This window comes from Nocardia cyriacigeorgica, from assembly GCF_029868385.1.
Classification (GTDB): Bacteria; Actinomycetota; Actinomycetes; order Mycobacteriales; family Mycobacteriaceae; genus Nocardia; species Nocardia cyriacigeorgica_F.
Window position 1 is genome coordinate 97,129 of the sequence record NZ_JARWNX010000029.1, and the last position, 24,153, is coordinate 121,281.

Sequence of the window (24,153 nt, forward strand, 5' to 3'; positions counted from 1 at the left end):
TCCGGTTTCCTTACTTGGCCGCTGCCAGTTCGGCAGCCTTGTCGGCGCCTTCGTCCATTGTCTGCGCAAGCGTGATCAGCGGGTGCGCGGCGTCGACCAGGATCTGGCGACCCTCGTCGACCTTGTTGCCGTCGAGACGGACGACCAGCGGCTTGTTCGCCTCGGAGCCGAGGATCTCCAGCGCCTTCACGATGCCGTTGGCGACCGCGTCACAGGCGGTGATGCCGCCGAAGACGTTCACGAACACGCTCTTGACCTGTGCGTCGCCCAGGATGACGTCGAGCCCGGCCGCCATCACCTCGGCCGAGGCGCCGCCGCCGATGTCGAGGAAGTTGGCGGGCTTGACCCCACCGTGGTTCTCGCCCGCGTAGGCGACGACGTCGAGGGTCGACATGACCAGACCCGCGCCGTTGCCGATGATGCCGACCTCACCGTCGAGCTTGACGTAGTTGAGGTCGTTCTCCTTGGCCTTCAGCTCCAGCGGATCGGTCGCGTCCTTGTCCGCGAACGCCTCGTGGCCGGGCTGACGGAACTCGGCGTTCTCGTCGAGGGTGACCTTGCCGTCCAGCGCGAGGATCTCGTCCTGCGGGGTACGCACCAGCGGGTTGACCTCGACCAGGGTGGCGTCCTCGTTGACGAACACCTCCCACAGCTTCTGGATGGTCACCGCGGCGGCGTCGAGCACATCGGCGGGCAGATGGCCCTGCTCGGCGATCGAACGCGCGAACGCGAGGTCGACACCCTTGACGGCGTCGACGGGGACCTTGGCGAGGCGCTCGGGCTTGGTCGCGGCGACCTCTTCGATCTCCATACCGCCCTCGACCGAGCACATGGCCAGGTAGGTCCGGTTCGAGCGATCGAGCAGGAAGGAGATGTAGTACTCCTCCGCGATGTCCTTGGCCTCGGCGACCAGGATCTTCTTGGTGATGTGGCCCTTGATGTCGAGGCCGATGATGTTCTGCGCGTGGGTGAGCGCGTCCTCCGGGGTGGCGGCGTACTTGACGCCACCGGCCTTACCGCGGCCACCGGCCTTGACCTGGGCCTTGATCATTACCGGCTTGCCGATTTCGGCCGCGATCGCGCGGGCGTCCTCGGCCGTGTCCGTGACGCGGCCCTCGGACGAAGGCACTCCGTGCTTAACGAAGAGCTCCTTCGCCTGATATTCGAAGAGATCCATGTATTCACCGTCTCGTCTGCGTTGTGATCACAACGTCTTTAGTTGGCGGCCCGACGTCGGAAGCGGGTCGGGTCGGACTCTAATCAGTCACATGGAGGGCCAATCGGCCACGTACATCCTAAGTGGCGCAGGTCACGGCCACACCCTCGGGACAGACAAAACCGCTGGCCAAGGCTACCGGCGAGTAGCTTGTTGACAGGTCACCAGGTAGCGGCACCGCAGCCGGGAACACGACCGATCACAGACCCGTCACGACCAGGCGACCTCACGCCGATGCCCAGAAACGCGTGAGTTGAATCGAGCTGATATCGTGATCCATCTCACATGTCCCGCCGGAACGTGCACATCGCTTGCGAACCCTGCAATCGTTTCGTTACCGTCGATGCGGTCGATGTCACAACCCGGTCACGACTCCGTTGTTCCAGGTGATGAGGAGGACGGCAAGCTTGACGCACCACAGCACTCCGCAGGTGGAGAGCCGTTCCATGGTCGACCCATCGATGCCGCCCCCGACCGGGCACGGCACGAGCGCGAGATCTATCCGCACCGTGACGCGGGCTCGCCGATGAACCACCGCACGACCCTCGACCCCGCCAATCGCGGCCGGTCGGGTCACCGTTACCGCCACGACGACGAGCCCTCGGGCGCCGCCGCGAACGGTGGACACCACGGATACGGCTTCCACACCCCCGCGGGCACCCACGCCTCCGAACACCACGGCGCCCAGAACACCTGGTCCGACGGCGGCGCATGGAACGACAACGCCGCCTGGTCGGAGGGCGATTCCTGGTCCGACGGCGACGACAACTGGTCACCGGACTGGTCCGAGCAGAGCTGGACCGAGGGCGAGACCTGGTCCGACGGTGGCGCCTGGAGCGGCGGCGAGACCTGGCGCGAATCCGACGAACCCGACGACGCCTCCGCCGAACCGGCCACGCCGACCGTCATCCCCGCCCGCGAGGGCCGCACCCGCAGCCGCGGCGCCCATCGACTACCGGCACCGCCCTCGGCGCTCAAGGGTCGCGCCGCGGTCGCCGCCGTCGCCGCAGGCGCCTTCGTCGCGGCCGGTCAGTGCGCATTCGCGTCACCCGAAGAACAGACGATGGCCGCCGATTACGAGGCCGACCAGATCTACGAGATCGCCTCGCACTCGACGACGAACTCGGTCGACCCCGCCGCCGTGGCCGACTCCCCCGATTCACCGCAGGTACTCACCGTCGGTGCGCCGGTGGACCTCAGCCAGTTCACCGACATCCTGGAAAAGGGCCAGAAGTTCGCCGAGGATCTGGCCGCGCAGGAAGCCGCCAAGCTGCGGCCGCTGTTCGCCCGATTCGCCGCCGGTAACTTCACCTCCGGATTCGGCGCCCGCTGGGGCGTACAGCATCTCGGCATCGATGTGGCCGGCCCGATCGGCACCCCCATCTACGCCGTCGCCGACGGCACCGTCATCGAGGCGGGCCCCGCCGCCGGTTTCGGCATGTGGGTGCGGCTGCTGCACGACGACGGCACCGTCACCATCTACGGCCACATCGACACGGCCACCGTGTCGCAGGGACAGCGGGTGATGGCGGGCGACCAGATCGCCACCATGGGCAATCGCGGCTTCTCCACCGGCCCGCACGTCCATTTCGAGGTCTGGCTCAACGGCACCGACAAGGTCGATCCGCTCCCCTGGCTCGCCACCCGCGGCATCAGCCTGGGCCAGATGCGCGACTGACCGTCACCACCGCACTACTCACCGCGAATCCACGTCGCCGTCGGCGCAGGCTGATTCGCGGCAGACACGTCACCCGGTGACGAAGCGCACGCTTCCCCAGCCTCACGGCGCGACATAGCGTCAGACCATGGCTCGTACAACGACGTACACCCAAGTCCTCGCACTGCCCGCCGCCGATATCTGGCGTGTGCTCGGCGACCCGCGGCGACTGCCCGAATGGAACCCCGCCGTCACCTCCGTCGCCATGCACGGACCCGTCGTCGCCGGAGCCACCGGTGACATCGTCCCGCGCGGACGTGTCCTCGGTCCCGTGCACCAGCGCACCGCCGACCCGTTCGTCCTCACCACGGTCGTACCCGAACGCGAACTGACCCTCGAGCAGGACACCCCGATGGGGCGGATGCTGCTCACCTGGACGCTCACCCCCGTCGACGCCGGTACCGAACTCGCACAACGACTCACCTTCACCGGACCCTCGGCATCCGCGGTCCGCGCCGTCATCGGCACACTGGTGGAGACCGATGCCAGAGTGTGTTTCGCCCGGCTGGCGGCGCTGGCCGGAATCGTCCCGGCCGATAACGCCCTGACCGTCGTCATCGCGGGTGGCTCCGGTGCGCTCGGCCGCCATATCGCGGCCGATCTGGTGTGCCGCGGACAGCGAGTCGTCATCCTCACCCGCCGCCTCGACCCGGAACTGCCCTTCCCGCAACAGGAATGGGACGGCAGGACCGTCGGCGACTGGGCGGAGGCATTGACCAACGGCGGCCCCACCGCGATCGTGAACCTGGCGGGCAAGCTCGTCGACTGCCGACCGACCGCCGAGAACATCGACGAACTACGTCGCAGCCGCATCGAACCGACCCGCGCGCTGGTCGCCGCCGCGGACGCCCTCGACACACCCGTCGACTACTGGATCCAGGCCAGCACCACCGCCATCTGGTCCGACGCGGGTGAAACCCGCTGCACCGAAACGACGCCACTGCCCACCGGAGCCGCCGCGCTCCCCCAGATGACCGGGGTCGCCGCACCCTGGGAAACCGCGTTCGACGGGGCGAAAGCACACCACCACACCATCCTGCGCACGTCCATCGTGCTCGACCCGCAGGCCCCCGCCCTGAAACGGCTGCGCCAATTGACCGGCGCCGGACTGGGTGGCCGGATCGGTGACGGCAGACAATGGTTCAGCTGGATTCACATCGATGACTGGCTCGCCATCGTCCGCGCCGCACTCGGCCTCGACCCCGAGGTCCGGCTGCCGGACGGAATCCTGGTCGCCGCCACCGATTTCCCGGTCCGCAACCGCGACCTGATGACCACGCTGCGCAGGCATCTGCACCGGCCGCCCGCGCCGCCGACCCCGAAACCGCTGATGTCGCTCGGCGCGGTACTGCTGCGCTCGGACGCCGCCCTCGGCCTCACCGGCCGTCACGCGACCTCGACGGTCCTGCACGACGCGGGCTTCCGGTTCCGGTACCCGACTCTGGACGAGGCCCTGACCGACCTACTGCCGAACTGACCGCCTCAGAGCTTCACCAGGGTCCGGCTGAACTGCGGGATGAGCCGGATCTTGCCCGCGGTACCGAAATCGATGGTGACGGTCGCCAGCGGACCGACACCATCGGCGGCGATGACACGGCCGAGGCCGTACTTGTCGTCGCTGACCCGGTCGCCCACCGCGAGCACGAGATCGACATTGTTGCGTTTGACGCCGCCGCCGGGCGCCGGGCGCCGTTCACGCATACCGGGCCGCGGCTCCGACCAACCCTCGGTCCAGTCACGTTCGACATCCCCGTCACCGCGGCGACGACCGGTGCGCGATCCGCCCGAACTCTTGGGCTCCAAGCGCTTCCAGTCCATCAGATGGCCGGGAATTTCCTGAAGGAACCGCGATTCCGGATTGGACACCGGCTGCCCCCAGCCCGAACGCACCACCGCGCGGCTCAGATACAGCCTGCGCCTGGCCCTGGTGATGCCGACATAGGCGAGGCGGCGTTCCTCGGCCAGCTCGGCCGGATCGCCGAGCGCACGCATATGCGGGAACTGGCCGTCCTCCCAGCCGGTGACGAACACGACCGGAAATTCCAGGCCCTTCGCGGTGTGCAAGGTCATCATGGTGACCACACCCGCACCCTCGTCCGGGATCTGATCGGTATCGGCGACCAGTGACACCCGCTCCAGGAACGCGGCCAGCGAACCGGGTTCGGGTTCGCCGTCGGCGGCCTCGAGCAGCATGCCCTCGGCGCGGGCGGCCTCGGCGTTGTTGTGCGCCTCGGAACTGAATTCCCGTGCGACGCTCACCAGCTCGTTCAGGTTGTCCAGCCGGGCGCCGTCCTGCGGATCGTCGGAAGCTTCCAGTTCGGCGCGGTAGCCGGTGCGGTCGAGCACCGCATCGACCACATTGCCCACATCGGGGAAATCGGCATCCGGCCGCTGCCCGGCCGCCCGGATCTCCTCCAGCAGCTCGAGGAAACCGGAAATGGCGCGCTGGGCACGAGTGTTCAGCAGGGCGACCTTGCCCGCGGCGGCATCGCGCAGGGCGGCAGCGAAACCGATATCGCGCTGTTCGGCGTGTACGGCGACACAGGCTTCGGCGCGATCGCCGATACCGCGGCGCGGGGTGTTGAGGATGCGGCGCAGGCTCACCGCATCGTCGGGGTTCTCCAGCACCCGCAGGTAGGCGACGATATCGCGGACTTCCTTGCGCTCATAGAAGCGAACCCCGCCGACAACCTTGTAGGGCAGGCCCATCCGGATGAAGATCTCCTCCAGCGCCCTGGAGTTGTTGTTGGTGCGGTAAAAGACCGCCACATCGCCATAGGTGGCCTCACCGGCGTCGACCAGGCGGTCGATCTCCCGCGCTACGAACGAGGCCTCGTCGTGTTCGTTGTCGGCGACGTAGCCGGTGATCAGATCGCCCTCACCGGAATCGGTCCACAGCCGTTTATCGCGACGGCCCTCGTTGCGGGCGATCACCGCGTTCGCCGCCGACAGAATGTGCTGGGTGGAGCGGTAGTTCTGTTCCAGCAGAATGGTCTCGGCGTCGGGGAAATCGCGCTCGAATTCTTCGATATTGCGGATGGTGGCGCCGCGGAAGGCGTAGATGGATTGATCCGCGTCGCCGACGACGCATAATTCGCTCGGCGGGACCCGATGCTCGTCCGGCTCGGCCCAGTCGTCCTCGGCTCCGGCCGCCGCCGCGGCACCGGCGGCGGCATCGTCGGCGCCCGCCGCATCGGCGGACGGGCGGCTCGCATGATGGCCGACCAGCTCGCGGACCAGGATGTACTGGGCGTGGTTGGTGTCCTGGTACTCGTCGACCAGGACGTGCCGGAACCGCCTGCGGTAGTACTCGGCGACCTGCGGGTGGTTCTGGAGCAGCGCCACCGTCTCGCCGATCAGATCGTCGAAGTCCAATGCGTTCGCCGCGCGCAGCCTGCGCTGGTACTCGGTGTAAACCCGTGCGACCAGGCCCGGCAGTTCGGCGTCCTCGGATTCGGCGTCGGCGGTGGCCTGCTCCGGGGCGATGAGTTCGTTCTTCAGGTTCGAGATGGCGGTCGCCAGCAGGCGCGCGGAGTACTTCTTGGTGTCGATGTCCTGATCGCGGCTGATCATCGTGAGCAGGCGGCGCGAATCGTCGGCGTCGTAGATGGAGAAGTTCGAGTTCAGGCCGGGCAGCAGCGCCGACTGCATGCGCAGGATCCGCACACAGCTGGAGTGGAACGTCGACACCCACATGTTGTTCGCCCGTGGACCGACGAGCCCGATGACCCGCTCGCGCATTTCCGCGGCGGCCTTGTTGGTGAAGGTGATGGCGAGGATCTGGCCGGGAGTGACGCCACGCGCGGCGAGCAGGTAGGCGATTCGCCTGGTCAGCACGGCCGTTTTACCGGAACCGGCGCCCGCGACGATCAACAGGGGCGCACCGGAGTGCACCACGGCCGCCCGCTGCTGCGGATTGAGCCCCTCGAGCAGCCGTTCGATCTCCTCCGATTGGTGCTGTTCGGCCTCGGCACGACGCAGGCCCGCTTCGGCGCGGCGCTGCTGCTGTTCGGCGGTGAGCCGTTGCTGCTGGGCGCGTAGGCCACCCTGCGGCGCCGCCTGATCGCCCGCCGCGGATTGCTGCGCCTGCTGGGCCTGCGGTGAGTTGCCTGAGTGCGGTTCGGGTTCGGGCCGACGACCGCCGTGCGTCTCGGGAGCCAAGGTGCTGTCCATCGTCTGTCCACGCTACCGGCGCACACCGACAGAGTTGAACTCCTCGGCGAACCCGTCGGCACCGCGATGCGCACGGTGCCGACGACGGGTGGACTGCCGCAGGTAGGCGCGTGCTCGATGCTGTGAACGCGTTCTCAGCAGATTCACAAACGTAACCGTTTTGCATACCTATAGACCCGTGGCAGACTGGCCACATGGTCAGGGCCCACGCGAGACGTCTCCATCAGATGTCCCCCGCATATCGGGATCGCGGACTTTGCACCTGAGTGCCCCCACTGGGGAGACAATGCTGGGGGGACAATGCAAGGCCCACCAGGCCAGTTTCACGGTGAAAGAACTGATCGGTAACGAGCTGCCCGCGTCGACCGATCCACGTTCTGACACGAGGAGATGAATGATGAGCACCCCTGCCACGACGACCGGGTCCGATTCGGCTCTGCCTCATACCGAGGCGGAGATCGAAAAACTCCGCAAGGAGATCGACCGGCTCGATGCCGAGATCCTCGCCGCGATCAAGCGCAGGACCGAGATCTCGCGGATCATCGGCCGAACCCGGATGGCGTCCGGCGGGCCGCGCCTTGTGCACAGTCGTGAGATGAAGGTGCTGGAGCGATTCAGCGAACTGGGCCAGGAAGGCCACACTCTCGCGATGCTGTTGCTGCGCCTCGGCCGCGGCCGCCTCGGCCACTAGCCAGACCTTCGCCCCGCCCGGCGCCATGGCGCCAGGACACGTGGACGTCTCGAACTGCGCGGCGATCGCGAGGTCGTCGCTTCCCCCATGACCGCCCCGGGTGTGCACACCCCGGGGCGGTCGTCTCGTTCCCGCCGTCGGTTCAGGACAGCGCGATGTACTTCGTCGACAGGTACTCCTCGATGCCTTCGGTGCCGCCCTCGCGACCGAAACCGGAGGCCTTGACCCCACCGAACGGTGCGGCGGGATCGGAGATCACGCCGCGGTTGACGCCCACCATGCCGCTCTCCAGCCCCTCCGCCACCCGCAGCGCCCGGTCCAGATCACGCGTGTACACGTAGCTGACCAGGCCGAACTCGGTGTCGTTCGCCGCGGCCACACCCTCGTCCTCGGTGTCGAAGGTGACGATCGGCGCGACCGGGCCGAATACCTCTTCGCGCAGGATCCTGGCTCGCGACGGCACATCGGTCAGGATGGTGGCGGGATAGAACCAGCCGGGCCCCTCCGGCGCCGTACCACCGAGCCGGACGGTGGCGCCCGCGCCAACGGCGTCATCGACCAGGTCACGCACGGTGTTCAGCTGGTCCTCGTTGATCAGCGGGCCGAGGGTGGTGTCCGGATCGGTGCCGGGGCCGAGGGTCACCGATGCCGTCATGGCCTCGATCAACTTGCCGGTGAATTCCTCCGCCACGCCACGCTGCACGTGGAAACGGTTGGCCGCCGTGCACGCCTCACCACCGTTGCGCAGCTTGGCCAGCATGGCGCCCTGGACGGCGGCGTCGATATCGGCGTCGTCGAACACCACGAACGGTGCGTTGCCGCCCAACTCCATCGACGTACGCAGCAGACCGTGCGCCGACTGTTCGACCAGCGCGCGACCGACCTCGGTGGACCCGGTGAAGGTCAGTTTGCGCAGGCGGGGATCGCGCAGCAGCGGCCCGGTAACGGCGCCGGAATGCTTGGTGGTGATCACCGAGAGCACGCCGTCGGGCAACCCGGCCTCGCTGCACAGCTTCGCCAGCAACAACATCGTCAGCGGCGTCTCGGAGGCGGGTTTGACGATCATGGTGCAGCCAGCTGCCAACGCGGGCCCGATCTTGCGGGTGCCCATGGCCAGCGGAAAGTTCCACGGCGTGATCGCCAGACACGGCCCGACGGGCTGTTTGTGCACCATGATCCGCCCGGTGCCCGACGGTGCGTGCAGATAGCGGCCGTGCACGCGCACCGCCTCCTCGCTGAACCAGCGGAAGAATTCGGCGCCGTAACGCACCTCGTTGCGGCTCTCGGGTAGTGCCTTGCCCATTTCCAGGGTCATCAGCAGCGCGAACTCCTCGGCGCGCGCGGTGAGCGCGTCGAAGACCGCCCGCAGGATCTCGCCGCGTTCGCGGGCCGGAGTGGCGGCCCATTCGGCCTGCACCGCGACGGCGGCGTCGAGTGCGCGCATCGCGTCCTCGGGGCTGGCGTCGGCGACATGGGTGAGGATCTGGCCGTCGGCCGGGTTGTAGACCGGGAACGTCGCGCCGTCGGTGGCGTCGGCTCCTGTGCCGATCCACAGCCGGGTGGGTACGGATTCGAGTACTTCGCGTTCGGAGACCATGGGGCAAGGCTATGCCCGTCGGGCACGCCCCGCGCCTGATCCTGCCCACAGCGCACCGTGTTCGGCGCCGTTCGCGTGCATGCGCGCAAGGGGGCTACTACGCTCGGCGGACGTGAGCAGCGACATCACCGCATCGGCGGCCTGGCGGAAACTGCACGACCACTACAACGCTGTTTCCGGCCGGACCCTACGGGAGTTCTTCGCCGAGGATCCCGCCCGCGGCCGCGAGCTGACGGTGTCGGCGGGTGATCTGCACATCGACTACAGCAAGCACCGCGTCAACCGGGAAACCCTGCAACTGCTGGTCGAATTGGCGCGCGAGGCGGGGGTGGAGCAGCGCCGCGACCGGATGTATCGCGGTGAGCACATCAATACCTCCGAGGACCGGGCCGTCGGTCATATCGCGCTGCGGCTGCCCGCGGGCGAATCGCTGATCCTCGACGGCGCCGACGCGGGGACCGAGGTGCATCAGGTGCTGGCACGGATGGGTGCCTTCGCCGATGAGGTGCGCTCGGGCCGATGGCGCGGCGCCACCGGCGCACGCATCGCGACCGTGGTGAACATCGGCATCGGCGGCTCGGACCTCGGGCCGGTGATGGTGCATCAGGCGCTGCGCCACTATGCGATCGGCGAGACCGCCGACACCGCGATCGGTGCGCGTTTCGTCTCGAATGTGGACCCGGCCGATCTGGTCTCGAAACTGGCCGGGCTCGATCCGGCGACCACCCTGTTCGTCGTGGCGTCCAAGACGTTCTCGACCCTGGAGACCCTCACCAACGCGACCGCGGCCCGTCGCTGGCTGGTCGCGGCACTCGGCGAGGATGCGGTGGCCAAGCATTTCGTCGCGGTGTCCACCAATGCCGAGCGGGTCGCCGAGTTCGGTATCGACACCGCCAATATGTTCGGCTTCTGGGATTGGGTGGGCGGCCGCTATTCGGTCGATTCGGCGATCGGACTGTCGGTGATGATCACCATCGGCAAACAGTATTTCGCCGAGTTCCTGGACGGTATGCACAGCATCGACCGGCATTTCGCGGCCACGCCGCTGGAGCACAACGCTCCGGTGCTGCTCGGCCTGCTCGGTGTCTGGTACTCGAATTTCTTCGGCGCGGAATCGCGTGCGGTGCTGCCGTATTCGAACGATCTGGCCCGCTTCCCGGCGTATTTGCAGCAGCTGACCATGGAATCCAATGGCAAATCGGTGCGCGCCGACGGCACCCCGGTCACCACCTCGACCGGCGAGATCTTCTGGGGTGAGCCGGGCACCAACGGCCAGCACGCCTTCTACCAGCTGCTGCACCAGGGCACCCGGCTCATCCCGGCCGATTTCATCGGTTTCGCCCGCCCCACCGACGATCTGCCGACCCGCGACGGCTCCGGCAGCATGCACGACATCCTGATGAGCAACCTGTTCGCGCAGACCAAGGTGCTGGCCTTCGGCAAGACCGCCGAGGAGGTGGCGGCGGATGGCGCCGATCCGAAGCTGGTGCCGCACAAGGTGATGCCGGGCAATCGGCCGAGCACCACGATCCTCGCACCGCGGCTGACTCCTTCGGTGCTCGGGCAGTTGATCGCCCTCTACGAACACCAGGTCTTCGTCGAGGGCACCATCTGGGGCATCGACAGCTTCGATCAGTGGGGTGTGGAACTCGGCAAACAGCAGGCGCTGGCGCTCGCACCGCTGCTCACCTCGTCCGAGGATCCGGCGCCGCAGGGCGATTCGTCCACCGATTCGTTGATCCGCTGGTATCGCGAGCACCGCTGACGACAGCCGCCACCGGCTCACGGCTCACGGCTCACGGCTCACGGCTCAGAGGTGGGCTTACCAGCTGCCGATCGTCAGGTCGAGCCTGCGAGCCGTATCGTCGGCGCATTGGTGCAGTGCGGCCGAGGTCGGGATGAGGTCGGGGTCGAGGCCGACCAATGCCAGCGTGTACGTGTCGGGTGTGCGGGACAGGTAGCCGGATAGGCGGGTGCGGGGGCGGCGGGCGAAGGTCAGGCCGGGATGGATGGCGCGGGCGGCGATTCCGGTGCATACGTGCGGCCCGAAGGTGTGCAGGCTCGGTGGTAGGGCGCCGATATTCGAGCAGAGGATGTCGCGTTCGCCCGCACCGCGGTGCATGGCGTAGGCGAGACGGTCGGGGACCAGGTGCAGGGTTTGTTCGGGGAGCCCGGCGGGGCTGGTCATCCGGTGTGCGTATGCCGCACGGGATTTTGCGCGGATATCGGCCGGTGAATCGGTAGGTGTGATGGTGATCGAGGTCATCGCCAGGTCGTTGTCGACGCGCGGTTCGTCTCTGGTGTCGACCGGAAGTGCCGCCTCGATCACCGGACGCCGGAAACCGCTCGCCCACAGGGTGTTCGCGACGAACCAGATGAACAGACCGTTGGGCGTGGCGTCGGATTCGGTGGCCGCGCGGTCCACGTCGTCGGCGCGAATCCGCAGGACCACACCGACGGGCGGCACTGAAGCGTCGAGACCGCCGATCCGTTCGGCATGATGGGGACTGCGATGTTTCGGCCCGCATCGGTCGGCGTCATCGGACCTGTCGGCGCGCACAGCAGCGGTTTTCGGCACGGCAGCCGGTCGCGTGCCGGATCGCAGGACGTCAGCAGGGTGGTCGCCGGACTCGATCCTGGGATGTGCGCGGTGACGCCGGAGCGTGGCCGCGAGATCCGGTACCGCCGCGCCCGGCCTCGATTCGGCTCGGCCACGCGTGGCCGCCGTTGCCGTCCTGGAAGCCATTCGCGCCGACCCGGCGCCGACAGCCGCGGCGGTACCGCGTAGCACGGTCACGATCTGTCGGTACGCGTCCGCCCAATCGGAGCCCGGTCGGATGGCTGTATCGGTGGCAGGCGTGTGTCCGCCCAGGGCGGTATCGACGGCGATGAGCAGTCCCCTGGCGTCGGCGAGGACATGCGAGCAGGTCAGGGCGATGACCGTGCCGCCGTCGGCGACCGGTGCGGCCGCCAGCCGCCAGCCGGGGCCGTACTCGGGGTCCAGATCGGCGCCGAGGGTGTCGGCCCAGTCGAGCAGTTCGGTCGAGGCGAGTTCGGCACCGAGGTCGAGCGGATGGGCGCGGATCGTCGGCAGCCAGTACCGGCGCGCACCCGGAACCCGCGGGCGGGCGATGCGTCGGCCGAGCGCTCCACCGCGCAGCCGTGCGTGCAGATCGGCCAACAACGCGGCCTCGACCCGGTCGGCGGTGCGCCACAGACCTTGCAGGGCGATGGGGGTGCCGAGTCCGCGGTGGGTGCGCAGGAAGATCTCGTCGACGACGGTGAGCCGCGCCGGGTCTGCCGCGCGCGAATTCATCGCCTCATCGGAACTCACCGTGGCGTCCGGCGCCGGAGGCGAATCGGGCGGCGCCGTCGAGCGCACCGTCCATGAGCGCGCCCATACCGTGCCGGAATTCGTTGCGCAGCGCGGCCTCTTCCTCGAGGCCGTCCTGCTCCAGCAGCGACAACCGGTCCGACCGCAGGCAGGTCTGCGGCAGTGCGGCCAGCTGTCCGGCGACCTCCTCGGCCACCCTGCGGGCATCGCCAGTGGGCACCACCCGGCTGACCAGCCCCATCTGCAACGCCTCCGGCGCGCTGACCGGACGGCCGGTGAGCACCATGTCCATGGCGCGGCCCGTGCCGACGATCCTCGGCAGGCGCACGGTGCCGCCGTCGATCAGCGGTACACCCCAGCGGCGGCAGAACACACCGAAGGTGCTGTCCTGTTCGGCGATCCGCAGATCACACCACAGCGCCAGCTCCAGCCCGCCCGCGACGGCGTAGCCGGACACGGCGGCGATCACCGGTTTGGACAACCGCATGCGGGTGGGGCCCATGGGACCGTCGCCGTCCTCGGTGACCTGATTGGAGTTCTCCCCGCCCATCGATTTGAGATCGGCACCGGCGCAGAAGGTGCCGCCCTCGCCCCACAGCACGGCGACCGCGGCGTCGGGATCGGCGTCGAAGGCGCGGAACGCATCGGCCAGCGCCCGCGCGGTCGGTCCGTCGACGGCATTGCGTGCCTGCGGCCGGTGCAGGATCACCGTGGTGACCGGCCCGGCGTGTTCGACTCTGACGCTCATCTCACCGACCATACGGCCTGATACCCCCTTGTGTGAAGAAGTGAATTCGTGCTTCACTTCTTGCGTGGTGTACCGCAGAACTCCCGCCGTACAGGCCAGGCTCGACGCGCAGTCGGCACTGATCGTGCAGGCCGCGACCAGGGTGCTGTCCAGGGACGGCTTCGCCGGTCTGTCCATGGCGGCGGTGGCAGCCGAGGCCGGGGTGGCCACCGGAACGGTGTACAAGCACTTCGAGGGCAAGGCCGATCTGGTGACCGGCGTCTTCCGCAAGGTGGTCACCCGCGAGGTCGAGGCCGTCGCGGCGGCGGGTTCCGAAGGCGACGCCGCCCATCGGGTCAGTGCGGCTGTCGAGACGTTCGCCGTGCGCGCACTGAAGAATCCGAAACTCGCCTACGTCCTGCTGGCCGAACCCGTCGACGCGGCGGTCGACACCGAACGTCTGCGGTTCCGGCGCGCCTTCGCCGAAACCTTCGAGGCGGCGGTGGCCGATGGCGTCGCCCGCGGCGAGCTGCCCGCCCAGGACGCGCGGATCAGCTCCGCCGCCATGGTCGGCGCGATCGGTGAGGTGCTCGTCGGGCCGCTCGCCCATGCCCCGCACACCGAATCCGTCGTCCCGGAACTGGTGTCGTTCGCCCTTCGCGCCCTCGGGGTACGCCACGAACCACGCCGCGACACCAGCTGGCCATCGATACCCATCACCACCACCGCACCACGCCCGGGTCCGGGCGCTTATCCACTCACCCCCGATCCGGCCGACGGCCTGTCCACCATGCCGATCCCCGCGGCCACACACCCAGGAGCGCACGATGCAGACGCATGAGGTCTTCAACCAGGTCCCGCCGATCGTCCCGTTCGACGTCTCCCGCAATCCGGCCCTACTCGAGGGGCTGCACCGGGAAGGGGCGGGCTGGGCCGAGGCCGAGGTGCGCGAACTCGGCGCACTGGCGGGCAGCGCGCGCGCCCAGGAGTGGGGCAGGCTGGCCAACGAATATCCGCCGGTGCTGCGCACCCACGACCGCTACGGTCACCGCATCGACGAGGTCGAGTTCCATCCGCACTGGCACGACCTGATGGACGTCGCGGTATCGCACGGCCTGCACGGCGCACCGTGGCTCGATGATCGGCCGGGCGCACACACCGCACGCGCGGCGAAGTTCTACACCTGGGGAGCGGCCGAGGCCGGGCACATGTGCCCGATCTCGATGACGTACGCCGTGGTCCCGGCTCTGCGCAACAACCAGGAACTCGCCGCGAGATACGAACCGCTGCTCGGTTCGCGCACCTACGATTTCGGTCTGCGCGAACCGTCCACGAAGGCGGGCCTCATCGCGGGCATGTCGATGACGGAGAAGCAGGGCGGCTCCGACGTACGCGCGAACACCACGACGGCCACCCCACAGCCGGACGGCTCCTACCGGATCGTCGGGCACAAGTGGTTCACCTCGGCGCCCATGTCGGATATGTTCCTCACCCTGGCGCAGGCGCCCGGTGGGCTGTCCTGTTTCCTGCTGCCGCGGGTACTGCCCGATGGCACCCGCAATCCGATTCGCATCCAGCGCCTCAAGGACAAACTGGGCAACAAGTCCAATGCCTCCTCGGAGATCGAATACGAGAATGCCACCGGCTGGCTGGTCGGCGCCGAGGGCGCGGGCGTCAAGACCATCATCGAGATGGTGAACATGACCAGGCTGGACTGTGTGATCGGTTCGGCCACCGGAATGCGGGTCGGCGCGGTCTTCGCGGTGCACCACGCCCGGCATCGGGAAGTGTTCGGCGCCAAGCTGATCGATCAGCCCGCCATGGCGAACGTCCTGGCCGATCTGGTCATCGAATCGGATGCCGCCACCACCGTCATGATGCGCCTGGCCGGTGCCACCGACCGCGCGAGCAGCGATCCCGCCGAGGCGGCGCTGCGCCGGATCGCCCTTGCCGTCACCAAGTACTGGGTGTGCAAGCGCGCGCCGTCGCATGCGGCGGAGGCACTGGAATGCTTCGGCGGCAATGGTTACGCCGAAGAGTCCGGGATGCCGCGCCTGTACCGGGAGGCGCCCCTGATGTCGATCTGGGAGGGCTCGGGCAATGTCGCGGCGCTGGACGCACTACGCGCCATGGGCCGTCAGCCGGAAACGGTCGAGGCCTACTTCCACGAGGTGAATCTCGCCCGCGGCGCGAACCCACGGCTCGACGATGCCATCGACCGGGTCGGCAAGGAGTTGTCGGATCTCAGCGATATCGAATACCGCGCCCGCCGGGTGATCGAGCTGATGGCGCTGGTGTTCCAGGGCGCACAGCTGGTACGGCACGGCCATTCCGCGGTCGCCGACGCCTTCTGCGCCACCCGCCTCGGTGACGACTGGGGCATCGCCTTCGGCACCCTGCCCACCGGGGTCGATACCGCAGCCATCATCGAGCGGGCCTTCGTCTGACCGCCCGCGGGTACCGTCACGCCGGTGACAGCTGATCCGGAAACGACCGTGAGGGCGCTCGCCGAACAGGTGCTGGCCCGAGCCGACGGGCATATGGGCCGATATCTGCTCGGCATCGCCGGCCCGCCCGGTGCGGGTAAGTCGACGCTGTCGGCGGCGTTGCGTGAGGCCATCAACGCCGTAGCCGGGGCTGCTGTCGCCGAGCTGGCGCCCATGGACGGGTTCCACCAGACCAACGCACAGCTGCGTGCCGCCGGACGTCTGGCGGGCAAGGGCGAACCCGACACCTTCGATGTCACCGGATTCGTCGACGGCCTGAACCGGTTACGGCACAATCCGATCGGCATACCGGTGCCGTGGCCCACCTTCGACCGCGCCACCGATGAGCCCGCACCCGGCGCCGTCGTCGTGACCGATCAGCGGATCGTCATCACCGAGGGCAACTATCTGCTGCTCGACGACGAGCCGTGGTCGGCGGTGCGGCCCCTGCTGGACGAATGCTGGTACCTGACCACCGACCGGAACACCCTCATCGACCGGCTGCTGCGCCGCCACCGGCACGGCGGACGAGACGATGCCGCCGCGGCGATCAAGGTGCACGACAGCGATATGGTCAACGCCGACCAGGTCGCCCGGACCGCACAGCACGCCGACCTGGTGCTCTACGGCCGAGACAGCAGATACTTCCTCGGCTGACCGGATACCGATCCGGCGCGTATCGCACCGCACCGCACCGGACCGGTCGATCATGGACCGATGACGGCGATCCCACAAACCTCCCGACGCGTGCACGCCCTGCGCAATATCGGCACGGTGGTGTGCGCGCTGCTGCTCTACTACTGCGTTCCGATCGGCTCCGATATCGCCGCCACCTGGCCGGCCCGGATCGTCACGCTGATCGCGTTCGTCGCGGGAGTCCTCGGGCTGGCCTGGCTCGGCTACCGGCGGATCACGCAGTACATCGCCGCCATGGAGGACACCACCCACCGCATCGACGGGCTCCTGCTCGTGGTGTCGGTGGTCGTGATCTTCTTCGCGCTGTTCTACTACCTTCTCGACGCGCGTGGCACGAATCAGTTCGACGGCATCGACACCCGCACCGATGCCCTCTATTACACGGTGTCGACACTGGCGACCGTCGGCTACGGCGATATCCACGCGGTCGGCCAGGCCGCCCGCATCGCCAGCATGGTGCAGATCATTTTCGATCTCATCGTGCTCGGCACGCTGATCACCGTGCTGACCACCAGCGTCACCCGGCGGCTGGAACTGTTACGGCAGCAGAAGCCGGACGATGCGAATTAACCTGGCGCCATGCCGGATTCCGCCGAATACGATCAGATCGCCGCGGTGAGCGCGCACGGCGTCGCGCCCGCCGCACCCGAGGAGGTCGCCGCCGCACTGTCCGGACTCGCCTTCGGTCAGCCGGATTGGCGGGCGGTGCCACGCTGGGACACCGAGGAGGGCACCGCGATACCGGCCTCGAGGTCGGACGCGGACACCGGTGGGTCCCACACCTGACGCGTCGGCACCACACCGGCCCACACACCGCCCGCGTCGATATCGGCGGCGTCGTCCTTCGGCCCGCCTTCGCGTATCTTCACCGACGCCTCGGTGAGTTCGAGCGCGAGCACCGTGGTCGCGGCCAGTTCCTTCTTGTTCGGCGGTCGGACCCGATCCCAGGACCCGGGCGCCGCGTGCTCGACGATCACCCGCAGTCCGTGCAGCCGCTGCTGCGGATCGGTGATCTCGACGGCACGCCCGAGCACCACCGCCGAGCGATAGTTCATCGAGAAATGCATGGCCGAACGGGCATAGACCACACCGTCGACCAGGGTGACCGCCACCGACACGTCCTGTTCCAGCGCCGCCCGCAGATTGCCGGCGCCAGTAGATCCGTGCAGGTAGAGAAGGTTTCCATCACGACCGTACGCGGTGGGCAGCACCACGGGGACGCCGCCGAGCAGCACGCCGAGATGGCAGATGAGTCCCGCGTCGAGCACCGCGTCCAAGTCGGCACGATCGGTCCGGGCACGATCCTTCAGCCGCGTGGGTGTGCTGCGCGAAGTCGGCGAGAGCGGGGGCCGGAGCAGGGCTTGTTCGGTCATATGGTTCAGCATGCCGGGACCAATGGCATCCTGATATAGCCAATACTGGAGAAGTTCGAAAGGCCACTTTCATGTCCGAGGTCATCGCCGAACTGCTCGAACTCGACCGGAACGCCACGGCGCCGCTGTCGGTCCAACTGGCCGACGGGCTACGTCGGGCGGCTACCTCCGGGGCGCTGCGCGGCGGGGACAGGCTGCCCTCCTCACGGTCGCTGGCCGCACAGCTCGCCGTCAGCCGCACAGTGGTGGCCGCCGCCTACGATCAGCTGCACGCCGAGGGCTGGCTCAGCGGCCGACGCGGTTCGGGCACCTATCTGACCACCGCGCCCGCACCCGCGCCGCATGGCGTCACCACGGGTGCGGTACCCGCGGAGGTGACCGCATTGCTCGATCTGCGACCGGGCGCGCCGTGCGTACCCGCCATCGACCGGGCGGCGTGGCGGCGGGCCTGGCGGGCCGCCGCGGATCGGGAACCAGTGGTGCGCAAGGATCGCGCTGGTGAGCAGCGGTATCTGGCGGCGGTCACCGAGCATCTGCTGCGTCATCGTGGACTGCCCGCCGGTGGCGGCACCGCCATTCTGGCGACCTCGGGGACGAGCGCCGCGGTCGATGAGATCGCCAGTTCCGTCTTGCGCCCCGGTGACAGCGTCGCCATGGAGGATCCCGGATATCAGCGCGCGGTCGGGGCATTCCGCGCGGCCGGTGTGCGGGTGCTACCGGTACCTGTCGACGGTGCGGGACTACGGGTCGACGCGCTGCCCAGCGACATCAAAGCCGTGTATTGCACTCCGGCCCATCAGTTTCCGCTGGGCGAACGGATGACGGCAGCTCGGCGCGTGCAGCTGGTCGATTACGCGCGCGCCAACGACGTACTGCTCATCGAGGACGATTACGACGGCGAATTACGTTACGACACCGCGCCTTTGCCCCTACTCGCCGCCATGGCGCCCGATGTGGTGGTCCATCTCGGGACGACGAGCAAGATCCTGTCGCCCACCCTGGGTGCGGGCTGGCTGGTCGCGGCGCCCGAGGTCACCGCGGCGGTGCTGGCCTACCGCGAACAGATCGGCAGCACCCCGAGTTCCGCCGGGCAGCTGATCCTTGCCGAGCTGGCCGCGGGCGGCGATCTCGCACGGCATCTGCGCAGACTCCGCCGGATGATGGCCCCGCGACGCGCGTTCGTGGTGGACGAACTGAGCCGCCGCGGACTGACCATCCGCGGCGACGACGCCGGTTCACACCTGGTGGTTCCGCTGCCGACCGCCGACGCCGAGCACCGCGCCGTCGCCGAGGCGAACCGTCGCGGTGTCGCCCTCGATGGCCTTGCCCGCCATCACACCGGCCCACAGCGCACCTTCGGAGTGGCCGTCGGTTACTCCGCGCTACCGGACGACGAACTCGCCACCGCGGTACCCCTCGCGGCGGAATGCCTCGAGCGCGCCTGCGCCTGAGCGCGACAGGCCCTTCGGTTCCGGTTCGACCGGTGACGGCGCTGCCGCACATCCAGACGGCGCTGCCTCGCGTCCCACAGTGCCGATGCCGTCGACCTCCTCGTGCGAGACGGTGGTCCAGTCGACGAATTCGTCGACTGGACCTGCTGGACCTCAGCGGGACCGACGGCGGTAGTCGCATGGCTCGGGCAAATGCCGACACACCAGGTTGCCCGCTCCGGCCGCTTCTCCTGAGCTGCCGCGGCGGTCGCTCCCCGCGTGTCCGCAGTCGGCAGGGCCCGCGCGCTCAACGGTGCGAGCCGTTGTCCGTCGGGCCGCAGACCCTGCCGCGAACGCCCGATTCTGTCGGTTGTCGCAGGTAGCCTGGTACGCGTGCCCGAACTACCTGAAGTGGAGGCGTTGGCGCAGTTCCTGCGGGAGCATGCGGTCGGCGCGGTGGTCGGTCGCGTGGATGTGGCGGCGTTGAGCGCGGTGAAGACCTTCGATCCGCCGGTGACCGCGCTGTCCGGGCGGGATGTGACGGGCGCGGGGCGGTGGGGCAAGTTCCTCGGTATGGACTGCGGTGGGTTGTGGCTGATCACCCATCTGTCCCGCGGTGGCTGGCTGCGCTGGACCGACAATCCCAGCGCGACACCACCGAAACCGGGCAAAGGACCGCTGGCGCTACGCGTGCATTTCTTCACCCCGGAGGGCGCCACCCCTGCCTTCGACCTCACCGAGGCGGGCACCAAGAAGCGGCTCGCGGTCTATATCGTCGACGATCCACAGCAGGTCCCCGGTATCGCCCGGCTCGGGCCGGACGCACTCGACGTCACCGAGACACAGTTCGCGCAGATCCTCGCCGGAACGAGCCAGCGCATCAAGACCGCGCTGGTCGAACAATCGCTGCTGGCCGGAATCGGCAATGCCTACTCCGACGAAATCCTGCACACCGCCCGCATCTCACCGTTCGCCACGGCGAAAACCCTGTCCGAGGACAAGGTGTCGGAACTGTACGAGGCCATGCGCGCGGTGCTGCTCGATGCCGTACAGCGCTCCGTCGGGCAGGACGCCGCCCGGCTCAAAGGCGAGAAACGTTCGGGTATGCGAGTGCACGCACGCACCGGCCTGCCCTGCCCGGTCTGCGGCGACACCGTCCGCGAGGTCTCCTTCGCCGAGCGTTCCTTCCAGTACTGCCCGACCTGTCAGACCGGCGGCAAGATCCTCGCCGACCGACGCATGTCCCGATTGCTCAAATAGAGCCACACCGGCACGGTCATCGGCGGCTGATCGAGTAGGCCAGCATGGGATACGGTGCCACGTGTACGGCAGCGATCCGCCCTAGTGCACCAGCTTCGGCATCCGAATACCTTCCCAGGCCAGCCGCTTCGCACGCTGTGGATCGTGCTCGACCCGGCTGGGCGCATCGATGATCAAGGTGCTGCGGCGCGCCTCGGTGTAGGCGGGCCAGGATGGCAGCGGCGCGCCGGTATGCGCGAATCGCAGCCAATTGTCCTGGAACTGCCTGGTCACCGAGACCAGACCGCGCCGACCGCCCGCCGCGGTGAGCGCCCGGCCCACCGGGCTGTCGGCGACGCCGAACACCGGGATGAGGTCGGTCGCGTGGGTGGCGCCGATCCCGGCCAACCGCAGCGCGCGAGGCGCGAAATCGTAGCGGTAGGCGTAGGTGGGCGCGTACCTGCTGTGCGCGGCCATCACCGAGACCGACGGGCGCCAGAACACGAAATCGCCACCGGCGCGGACCGCGGCTCGCGCGTCCGGGTAGCCCGGATAGGCGGCCCGGATGCGGGCTTCGGCGGCCGCGTCGTCACCGATGGCGGCGCGCAGCCGGTCAGCGGTGGTGGGCAGCGCGTAGTCGGCGAACCTCGCGAACAGGGCACCCTCGTTATCGCAGGTGCCGATGATGAGCGGTACGCGATGGGCGTTGCCGTCGGCGATCGCGTCGATCGGCGCCTGCGGAAGCAGGGTGCCGTCCACGACGGGCGCGGCGGCAAAGAAACCGGGCCGTTCCCGCAGCGAGCCGCGCATGGCCCGCCCGAACGCGCGATGGATATCGATGGCCGACGCCTCCGACAACATCCGCGTGGCGTTGTCCGACCTCGCTCCGAGGGCGTCCACGCAGCGGCGGGCGATCAGCCGCGCGTCCTCGGCGGACAATGCCCAGTCGGCGGGCGCGCTCTGCGCGATGGCCTGATGGAACAACCCGGCAGCGGCGGGCGCGGCGAGCAGGCTCAGCACCGCGTGCGCCCCGGCCGATTCACCGAAGACGGTGACATTGTCCGGGTCGCCACCGAAGGCCGCGATATTGGTGCGCACCCATTCCAGGGCCGCGATCTGATCGCGCAGGCCGAGGTTCGAATCGAACGGGCGCTCCTCGGTGCCGAACTCGCCGAAATCGGCGTACCCGAACGCGCCGAGCCGATAGTTCAGCGATACGACGATCACGTCACCGCCGACGGCCAGTCGGGCACCGGAGTAGAGGCTCAGGGCGGAGGTGCCGAACATGTATCCGCCGCCGTGGATGAAAACCATGACCGGCAATGGGGCGCTGCCTGCCGCCACGGGTGCGGTGACGTTCAGCGTCAGCGCGTCCTCGCTGGTCGGCTGATAGCTGCGCGCGCCGATCTGGGCGCCGGTCCGATGTTGCATCGCGGCGAAGGCGAATTCGGTGGCGGGCCGGATACCGGTCCACGGTTCGACCGGCCGCGGGGCGCGGAAGCGCAGCGCGCCCACCGGCGCAGCCGCATAGGGAACGGACCGCCAGCGGATCACCCGGCGGCCACGGTGACCACGGACAACGCCGTCCGCGGTCGAGACATCTGTCGACGCGACCATTGACCGATGGTAGCGACAACTGGCGGACCGCCAACAGAAGTAAACCGAAATTCACACCACGGTGGCTCGAATCGGCCACCGCGATCAACGCCATTGCGCAACACTGAACCCGTGCTCCGACGAGGCCACGATCGTGGCTCTGACCACACACCGGGTGTGCGGCCCATCCGGCCGGACGGCTACGGCGAACTCCCTGTCGTGCAAACGAGGAAGCCGTCATGACGGGCGAACAGGGCCCCATGCCGTTCGCGGGTCGCGTCTCCGTCGACGCGACCGCCGAACAGGCGGCCGCGTGCCCGGTACGCAACGGTGACGGTGACGCCCGGCGCCAGCTCGACGGCCTGCTGAAATCGACGGCGGCCGGTGATCGGGAAGCCTTCACCCGGTTCTACCGGGAGACCAGTCCGCGCGTGTTCGGGCTGGCGCTGCGGGTGCTGCGCAGTCCGACGGCGGCCGAGGAGACCACGCAGGAGGTCTACCTGCAAGTGTGGTCGTCGGCCGAGCGCTACGACCCGGCGTTGTCGAGCCCGATCGGCTGGCTGATGATGATCACCCATCGGCGGGCGGTGGATCGGGTGCGCAGCGAGAGTTCGGCCGCCGGACGCGATGCCGTCTACGGCCACACCCACCTCGGACGCGACCACGACATCGTCGCCGAAACGGTCGGGCAGCGACTGGACGAACAGGCCGTCCGCGACTGCCTCGACACCCTCACGGCCACCCAGCGCGAAGCGGTCGCCCTCGCCTACTACAGCGGCCGGACCTACCGCGAGGTCGCCGACCACCTCGATTCGCCGTTACCCACAGTGAAAAGCCGCATCCGGGACGGGTTGAAGCGCCTCCAGGACTGCCTGACCGGAGCTGCTCGATGACCGACGCGCCACCCCCCGACCATCTCGACGATCACGATCTGCTCGACCTCGCCCACGCCTACGCCCTCGACGCCGTCACCGACGCCGAACGCGACAGCATCGAACAACGCCGCACCACCTGCACCCCCGAAACCCGCCGATCCTTCGACCAGATCGTCCGAGACGTACGCGAAGCGATGGGCGCCCTCTCGACCCTCGACGCCCAGCAACCACCGGCCGAGTTGGAGGCACGGATCCTCGACGCGATCGAAGCCCCCGCCGACCACAAGAATCCCCGCACCGCACCCGACGCCCCCGACCCGGCAACCCCCGCCGATCCCAGCACCACCGGTACCGACCGCCCCTCCGGCTCCGTGGACACCACCGATCCCGGCACCATCCCCCCTGCTACCACCGCGCACCCCGACCGCCCGTCGGACGCGCACACCGATTCCTCCCGCCCCGACCAGGTCGGCGGCATCGATACGCCCGCCGATGAACTCGCCGCCGCCCGCGCTCGCCGCCGCAAACTGCTGCGCTGGTCCGCCGCGGCCGCCGCGGTGGCGGTGGTGGTCGCCGTCGGCGCGGCGGTCTTCGGCCAGCGCACCGAGGAGTCGCCCGCTCGGATGGTGACCGCCGATCAGGTGCTGCAACAGCCGGACGCACACACCGAGACCAGCCCGGTCAGCACCGGCGGCAATCTGATCGCGCACGTGTCGGACGAGCTGGGCGCCGTCGCGATCACCTTCGACGCCGTCCCCGCACCGCCGGAGGGGTACGCACACCAGCTCTGGCTGATCGGGACGGATGGGGCCCCCCGCTCCGCCGGAGTCCTCCTCGACCTACCCACCCCCGGTGCGCCCTACGTCACCGAGTTCGCCGCCTCGGACCAACTCGCCGTCACCATCGAACCCGACGGCGGTTCACCCGGCCCGACCACCGACCCGATCGCCGCCCTCCCCTTGACCTGACACCGACGCCCGATCACCGCCCCGAACCCGACCAC

20 protein-coding genes are annotated in these 24,153 nt (G+C 68.7%); 12 read left to right on the forward strand and 8 right to left on the reverse strand.

The genetic code is table 11. From position 1 onward, the window contains the following. Nucleotides 1-10: 10 nt before the first annotated feature. A complete protein-coding gene (gene sucC / locus QH168_RS06215) occupies nt 11-1,177 on the reverse strand; it encodes an ADP-forming succinate--CoA ligase subunit beta (protein ID WP_280233498.1) in 1,167 nt (388 codons plus the stop codon). Nucleotides 1,178-1,571: 394 nt separating this feature from the next. Continuing rightward, nucleotides 1,572-1,751: a hypothetical protein gene (locus QH168_RS06220; protein ID WP_280233499.1), complete on the reverse strand. Its 180-nt coding sequence runs from the start codon at nt 1,749-1,751 to the stop codon at nt 1,572-1,574. Here QH168_RS06220 and QH168_RS06225 point away from each other — a divergent pair. Next, nucleotides 1,743-2,894 carry a M23 family metallopeptidase gene (locus tag QH168_RS06225; RefSeq protein ID WP_280233501.1) on the forward strand — a complete coding sequence of 384 codons (1,152 nt, stop codon included), beginning with the start codon at nt 1,743-1,745 and terminating at the stop codon, nt 2,892-2,894. The two genes, QH168_RS06220 and QH168_RS06225, sit on opposite strands and share 9 nt — an antisense overlap. Nucleotides 2,895-3,021: 127 nt before the next feature. Next, on the forward strand, nt 3,022-4,410 hold the full coding sequence (locus QH168_RS06230; protein ID WP_280233502.1) for a DUF1731 domain-containing protein: 1,389 nt from the start codon (nt 3,022-3,024) through the stop codon (nt 4,408-4,410). Nucleotides 4,411-4,415: 5 nt separating this feature from the next. On the opposite strand, the gene pcrA is transcribed toward QH168_RS06230, so the two are convergent. Beyond that, the gene (gene pcrA / locus QH168_RS06235; RefSeq protein ID WP_280233504.1) at nt 4,416-7,106 is read right to left on the reverse strand and encodes a DNA helicase PcrA; all 2,691 of its coding nucleotides are present in this window, start codon (nt 7,104-7,106) and stop codon (nt 4,416-4,418) included. Between the two features lie 397 nt (nt 7,107-7,503). Here pcrA and QH168_RS06240 point away from each other — a divergent pair, with 397 nt between their 5' ends. After that, entirely contained in the window at nt 7,504-7,797 is a 294-nt protein-coding gene (locus tag QH168_RS06240; protein ID WP_163826383.1) for a chorismate mutase, read from the forward strand. Between the two features lie 142 nt (nt 7,798-7,939). On the opposite strand, the gene QH168_RS06245 is transcribed toward QH168_RS06240, so the two are convergent. After that, nucleotides 7,940-9,394: an NAD-dependent succinate-semialdehyde dehydrogenase gene (locus QH168_RS06245; RefSeq protein WP_280233505.1), complete on the reverse strand. Its 1,455-nt coding sequence runs from the start codon at nt 9,392-9,394 to the stop codon at nt 7,940-7,942. A gap of 112 nt (nt 9,395-9,506) precedes the next feature. On the opposite strand from QH168_RS06245, the gene pgi reads away from it, so the two are divergent. After that, nucleotides 9,507-11,159, forward strand: coding sequence for a glucose-6-phosphate isomerase (gene pgi / locus QH168_RS06250; protein ID WP_280233507.1), 1,653 nt, complete (start codon nt 9,507-9,509; stop codon nt 11,157-11,159). A gap of 57 nt (nt 11,160-11,216) precedes the next feature. On the opposite strand, the gene QH168_RS06255 is transcribed toward pgi, so the two are convergent. Continuing rightward, nucleotides 11,217-12,710, reverse strand: coding sequence for a hypothetical protein (locus QH168_RS06255; RefSeq protein WP_280233508.1), 1,494 nt, complete (start codon nt 12,708-12,710; stop codon nt 11,217-11,219). 4 nt (nt 12,711-12,714) lie between these two features. Then, nucleotides 12,715-13,476 carry a crotonase/enoyl-CoA hydratase family protein gene (locus QH168_RS06260; protein ID WP_280233510.1) on the reverse strand — a complete coding sequence of 254 codons (762 nt, stop codon included), beginning with the start codon at nt 13,474-13,476 and terminating at the stop codon, nt 12,715-12,717. Between the two features lie 64 nt (nt 13,477-13,540). On the opposite strand from QH168_RS06260, the gene QH168_RS06265 reads away from it, so the two are divergent. From QH168_RS06265 to QH168_RS06280, 4 genes are read left to right on the forward strand one after another with little or no spacing between them, the layout of a single operon-like run. Continuing rightward, nucleotides 13,541-14,296 (forward strand): TetR/AcrR family transcriptional regulator, encoded by a 756-nt coding sequence (locus QH168_RS06265; protein ID WP_348537572.1) that lies wholly within the window; start codon nt 13,541-13,543, stop codon nt 14,294-14,296. Then, complete coding sequence (locus QH168_RS06270; protein ID WP_280233511.1) at nt 14,283-15,902, forward strand: acyl-CoA dehydrogenase family protein; 1,620 nt, start codon at nt 14,283-14,285, stop codon at nt 15,900-15,902. Before QH168_RS06265 ends, QH168_RS06270 begins: the two co-directional genes overlap by 14 nt. A 24-nt stretch (nt 15,903-15,926) precedes the next feature. Then, nucleotides 15,927-16,598 carry a nucleoside/nucleotide kinase family protein gene (locus QH168_RS06275; RefSeq protein WP_280233512.1) on the forward strand — a complete coding sequence of 224 codons (672 nt, stop codon included), beginning with the start codon at nt 15,927-15,929 and terminating at the stop codon, nt 16,596-16,598. A 60-nt stretch (nt 16,599-16,658) separates the two neighbouring features. After that, nucleotides 16,659-17,207, forward strand: a complete 549-nt coding sequence (locus QH168_RS06280) for a potassium channel family protein (protein ID WP_280233513.1) — start codon at nt 16,659-16,661, stop codon at nt 17,205-17,207. Between the two features lie 116 nt (nt 17,208-17,323). Here QH168_RS06280 and QH168_RS06285 read toward each other — a convergent pair whose 3' ends face one another. Further along, the gene (locus QH168_RS06285) at nt 17,324-18,010 is read right to left on the reverse strand and encodes a pyridoxamine 5'-phosphate oxidase family protein (RefSeq protein ID WP_280233514.1); all 687 of its coding nucleotides are present in this window, start codon (nt 18,008-18,010) and stop codon (nt 17,324-17,326) included. A 71-nt stretch (nt 18,011-18,081) separates the two neighbouring features. Between QH168_RS06285 and QH168_RS06290 the strand changes: the two genes are divergently transcribed. Next, nucleotides 18,082-19,461: a PLP-dependent aminotransferase family protein gene (locus tag QH168_RS06290; RefSeq protein WP_280233515.1), complete on the forward strand. Its 1,380-nt coding sequence runs from the start codon at nt 18,082-18,084 to the stop codon at nt 19,459-19,461. A gap of 372 nt (nt 19,462-19,833) precedes the next feature. Next, entirely contained in the window at nt 19,834-20,700 is an 867-nt protein-coding gene (locus tag QH168_RS06295) for an Fpg/Nei family DNA glycosylase (protein WP_280233516.1), read from the forward strand. A gap of 81 nt (nt 20,701-20,781) precedes the next feature. Here the strand turns inward: QH168_RS06295 and QH168_RS06300 are convergent, their stop codons facing one another. Continuing rightward, nucleotides 20,782-22,296 carry a carboxylesterase/lipase family protein gene (locus QH168_RS06300; protein ID WP_280233517.1) on the reverse strand — a complete coding sequence of 505 codons (1,515 nt, stop codon included), beginning with the start codon at nt 22,294-22,296 and terminating at the stop codon, nt 20,782-20,784. A 218-nt stretch (nt 22,297-22,514) separates the two neighbouring features. On the opposite strand from QH168_RS06300, the gene sigK reads away from it, so the two are divergent. Both sigK and QH168_RS06310 read left to right on the forward strand, forming a co-directional pair. Continuing rightward, nucleotides 22,515-23,168: an ECF RNA polymerase sigma factor SigK gene (sigK, locus tag QH168_RS06305; protein ID WP_280233518.1), complete on the forward strand. Its 654-nt coding sequence runs from the start codon at nt 22,515-22,517 to the stop codon at nt 23,166-23,168. Next, complete coding sequence (locus tag QH168_RS06310) at nt 23,165-24,118, forward strand: anti-sigma factor (RefSeq protein WP_280233519.1); 954 nt, start codon at nt 23,165-23,167, stop codon at nt 24,116-24,118. Before sigK ends, QH168_RS06310 begins: the two co-directional genes overlap by 4 nt. Nucleotides 24,119-24,153 lie beyond the last annotated feature (35 nt).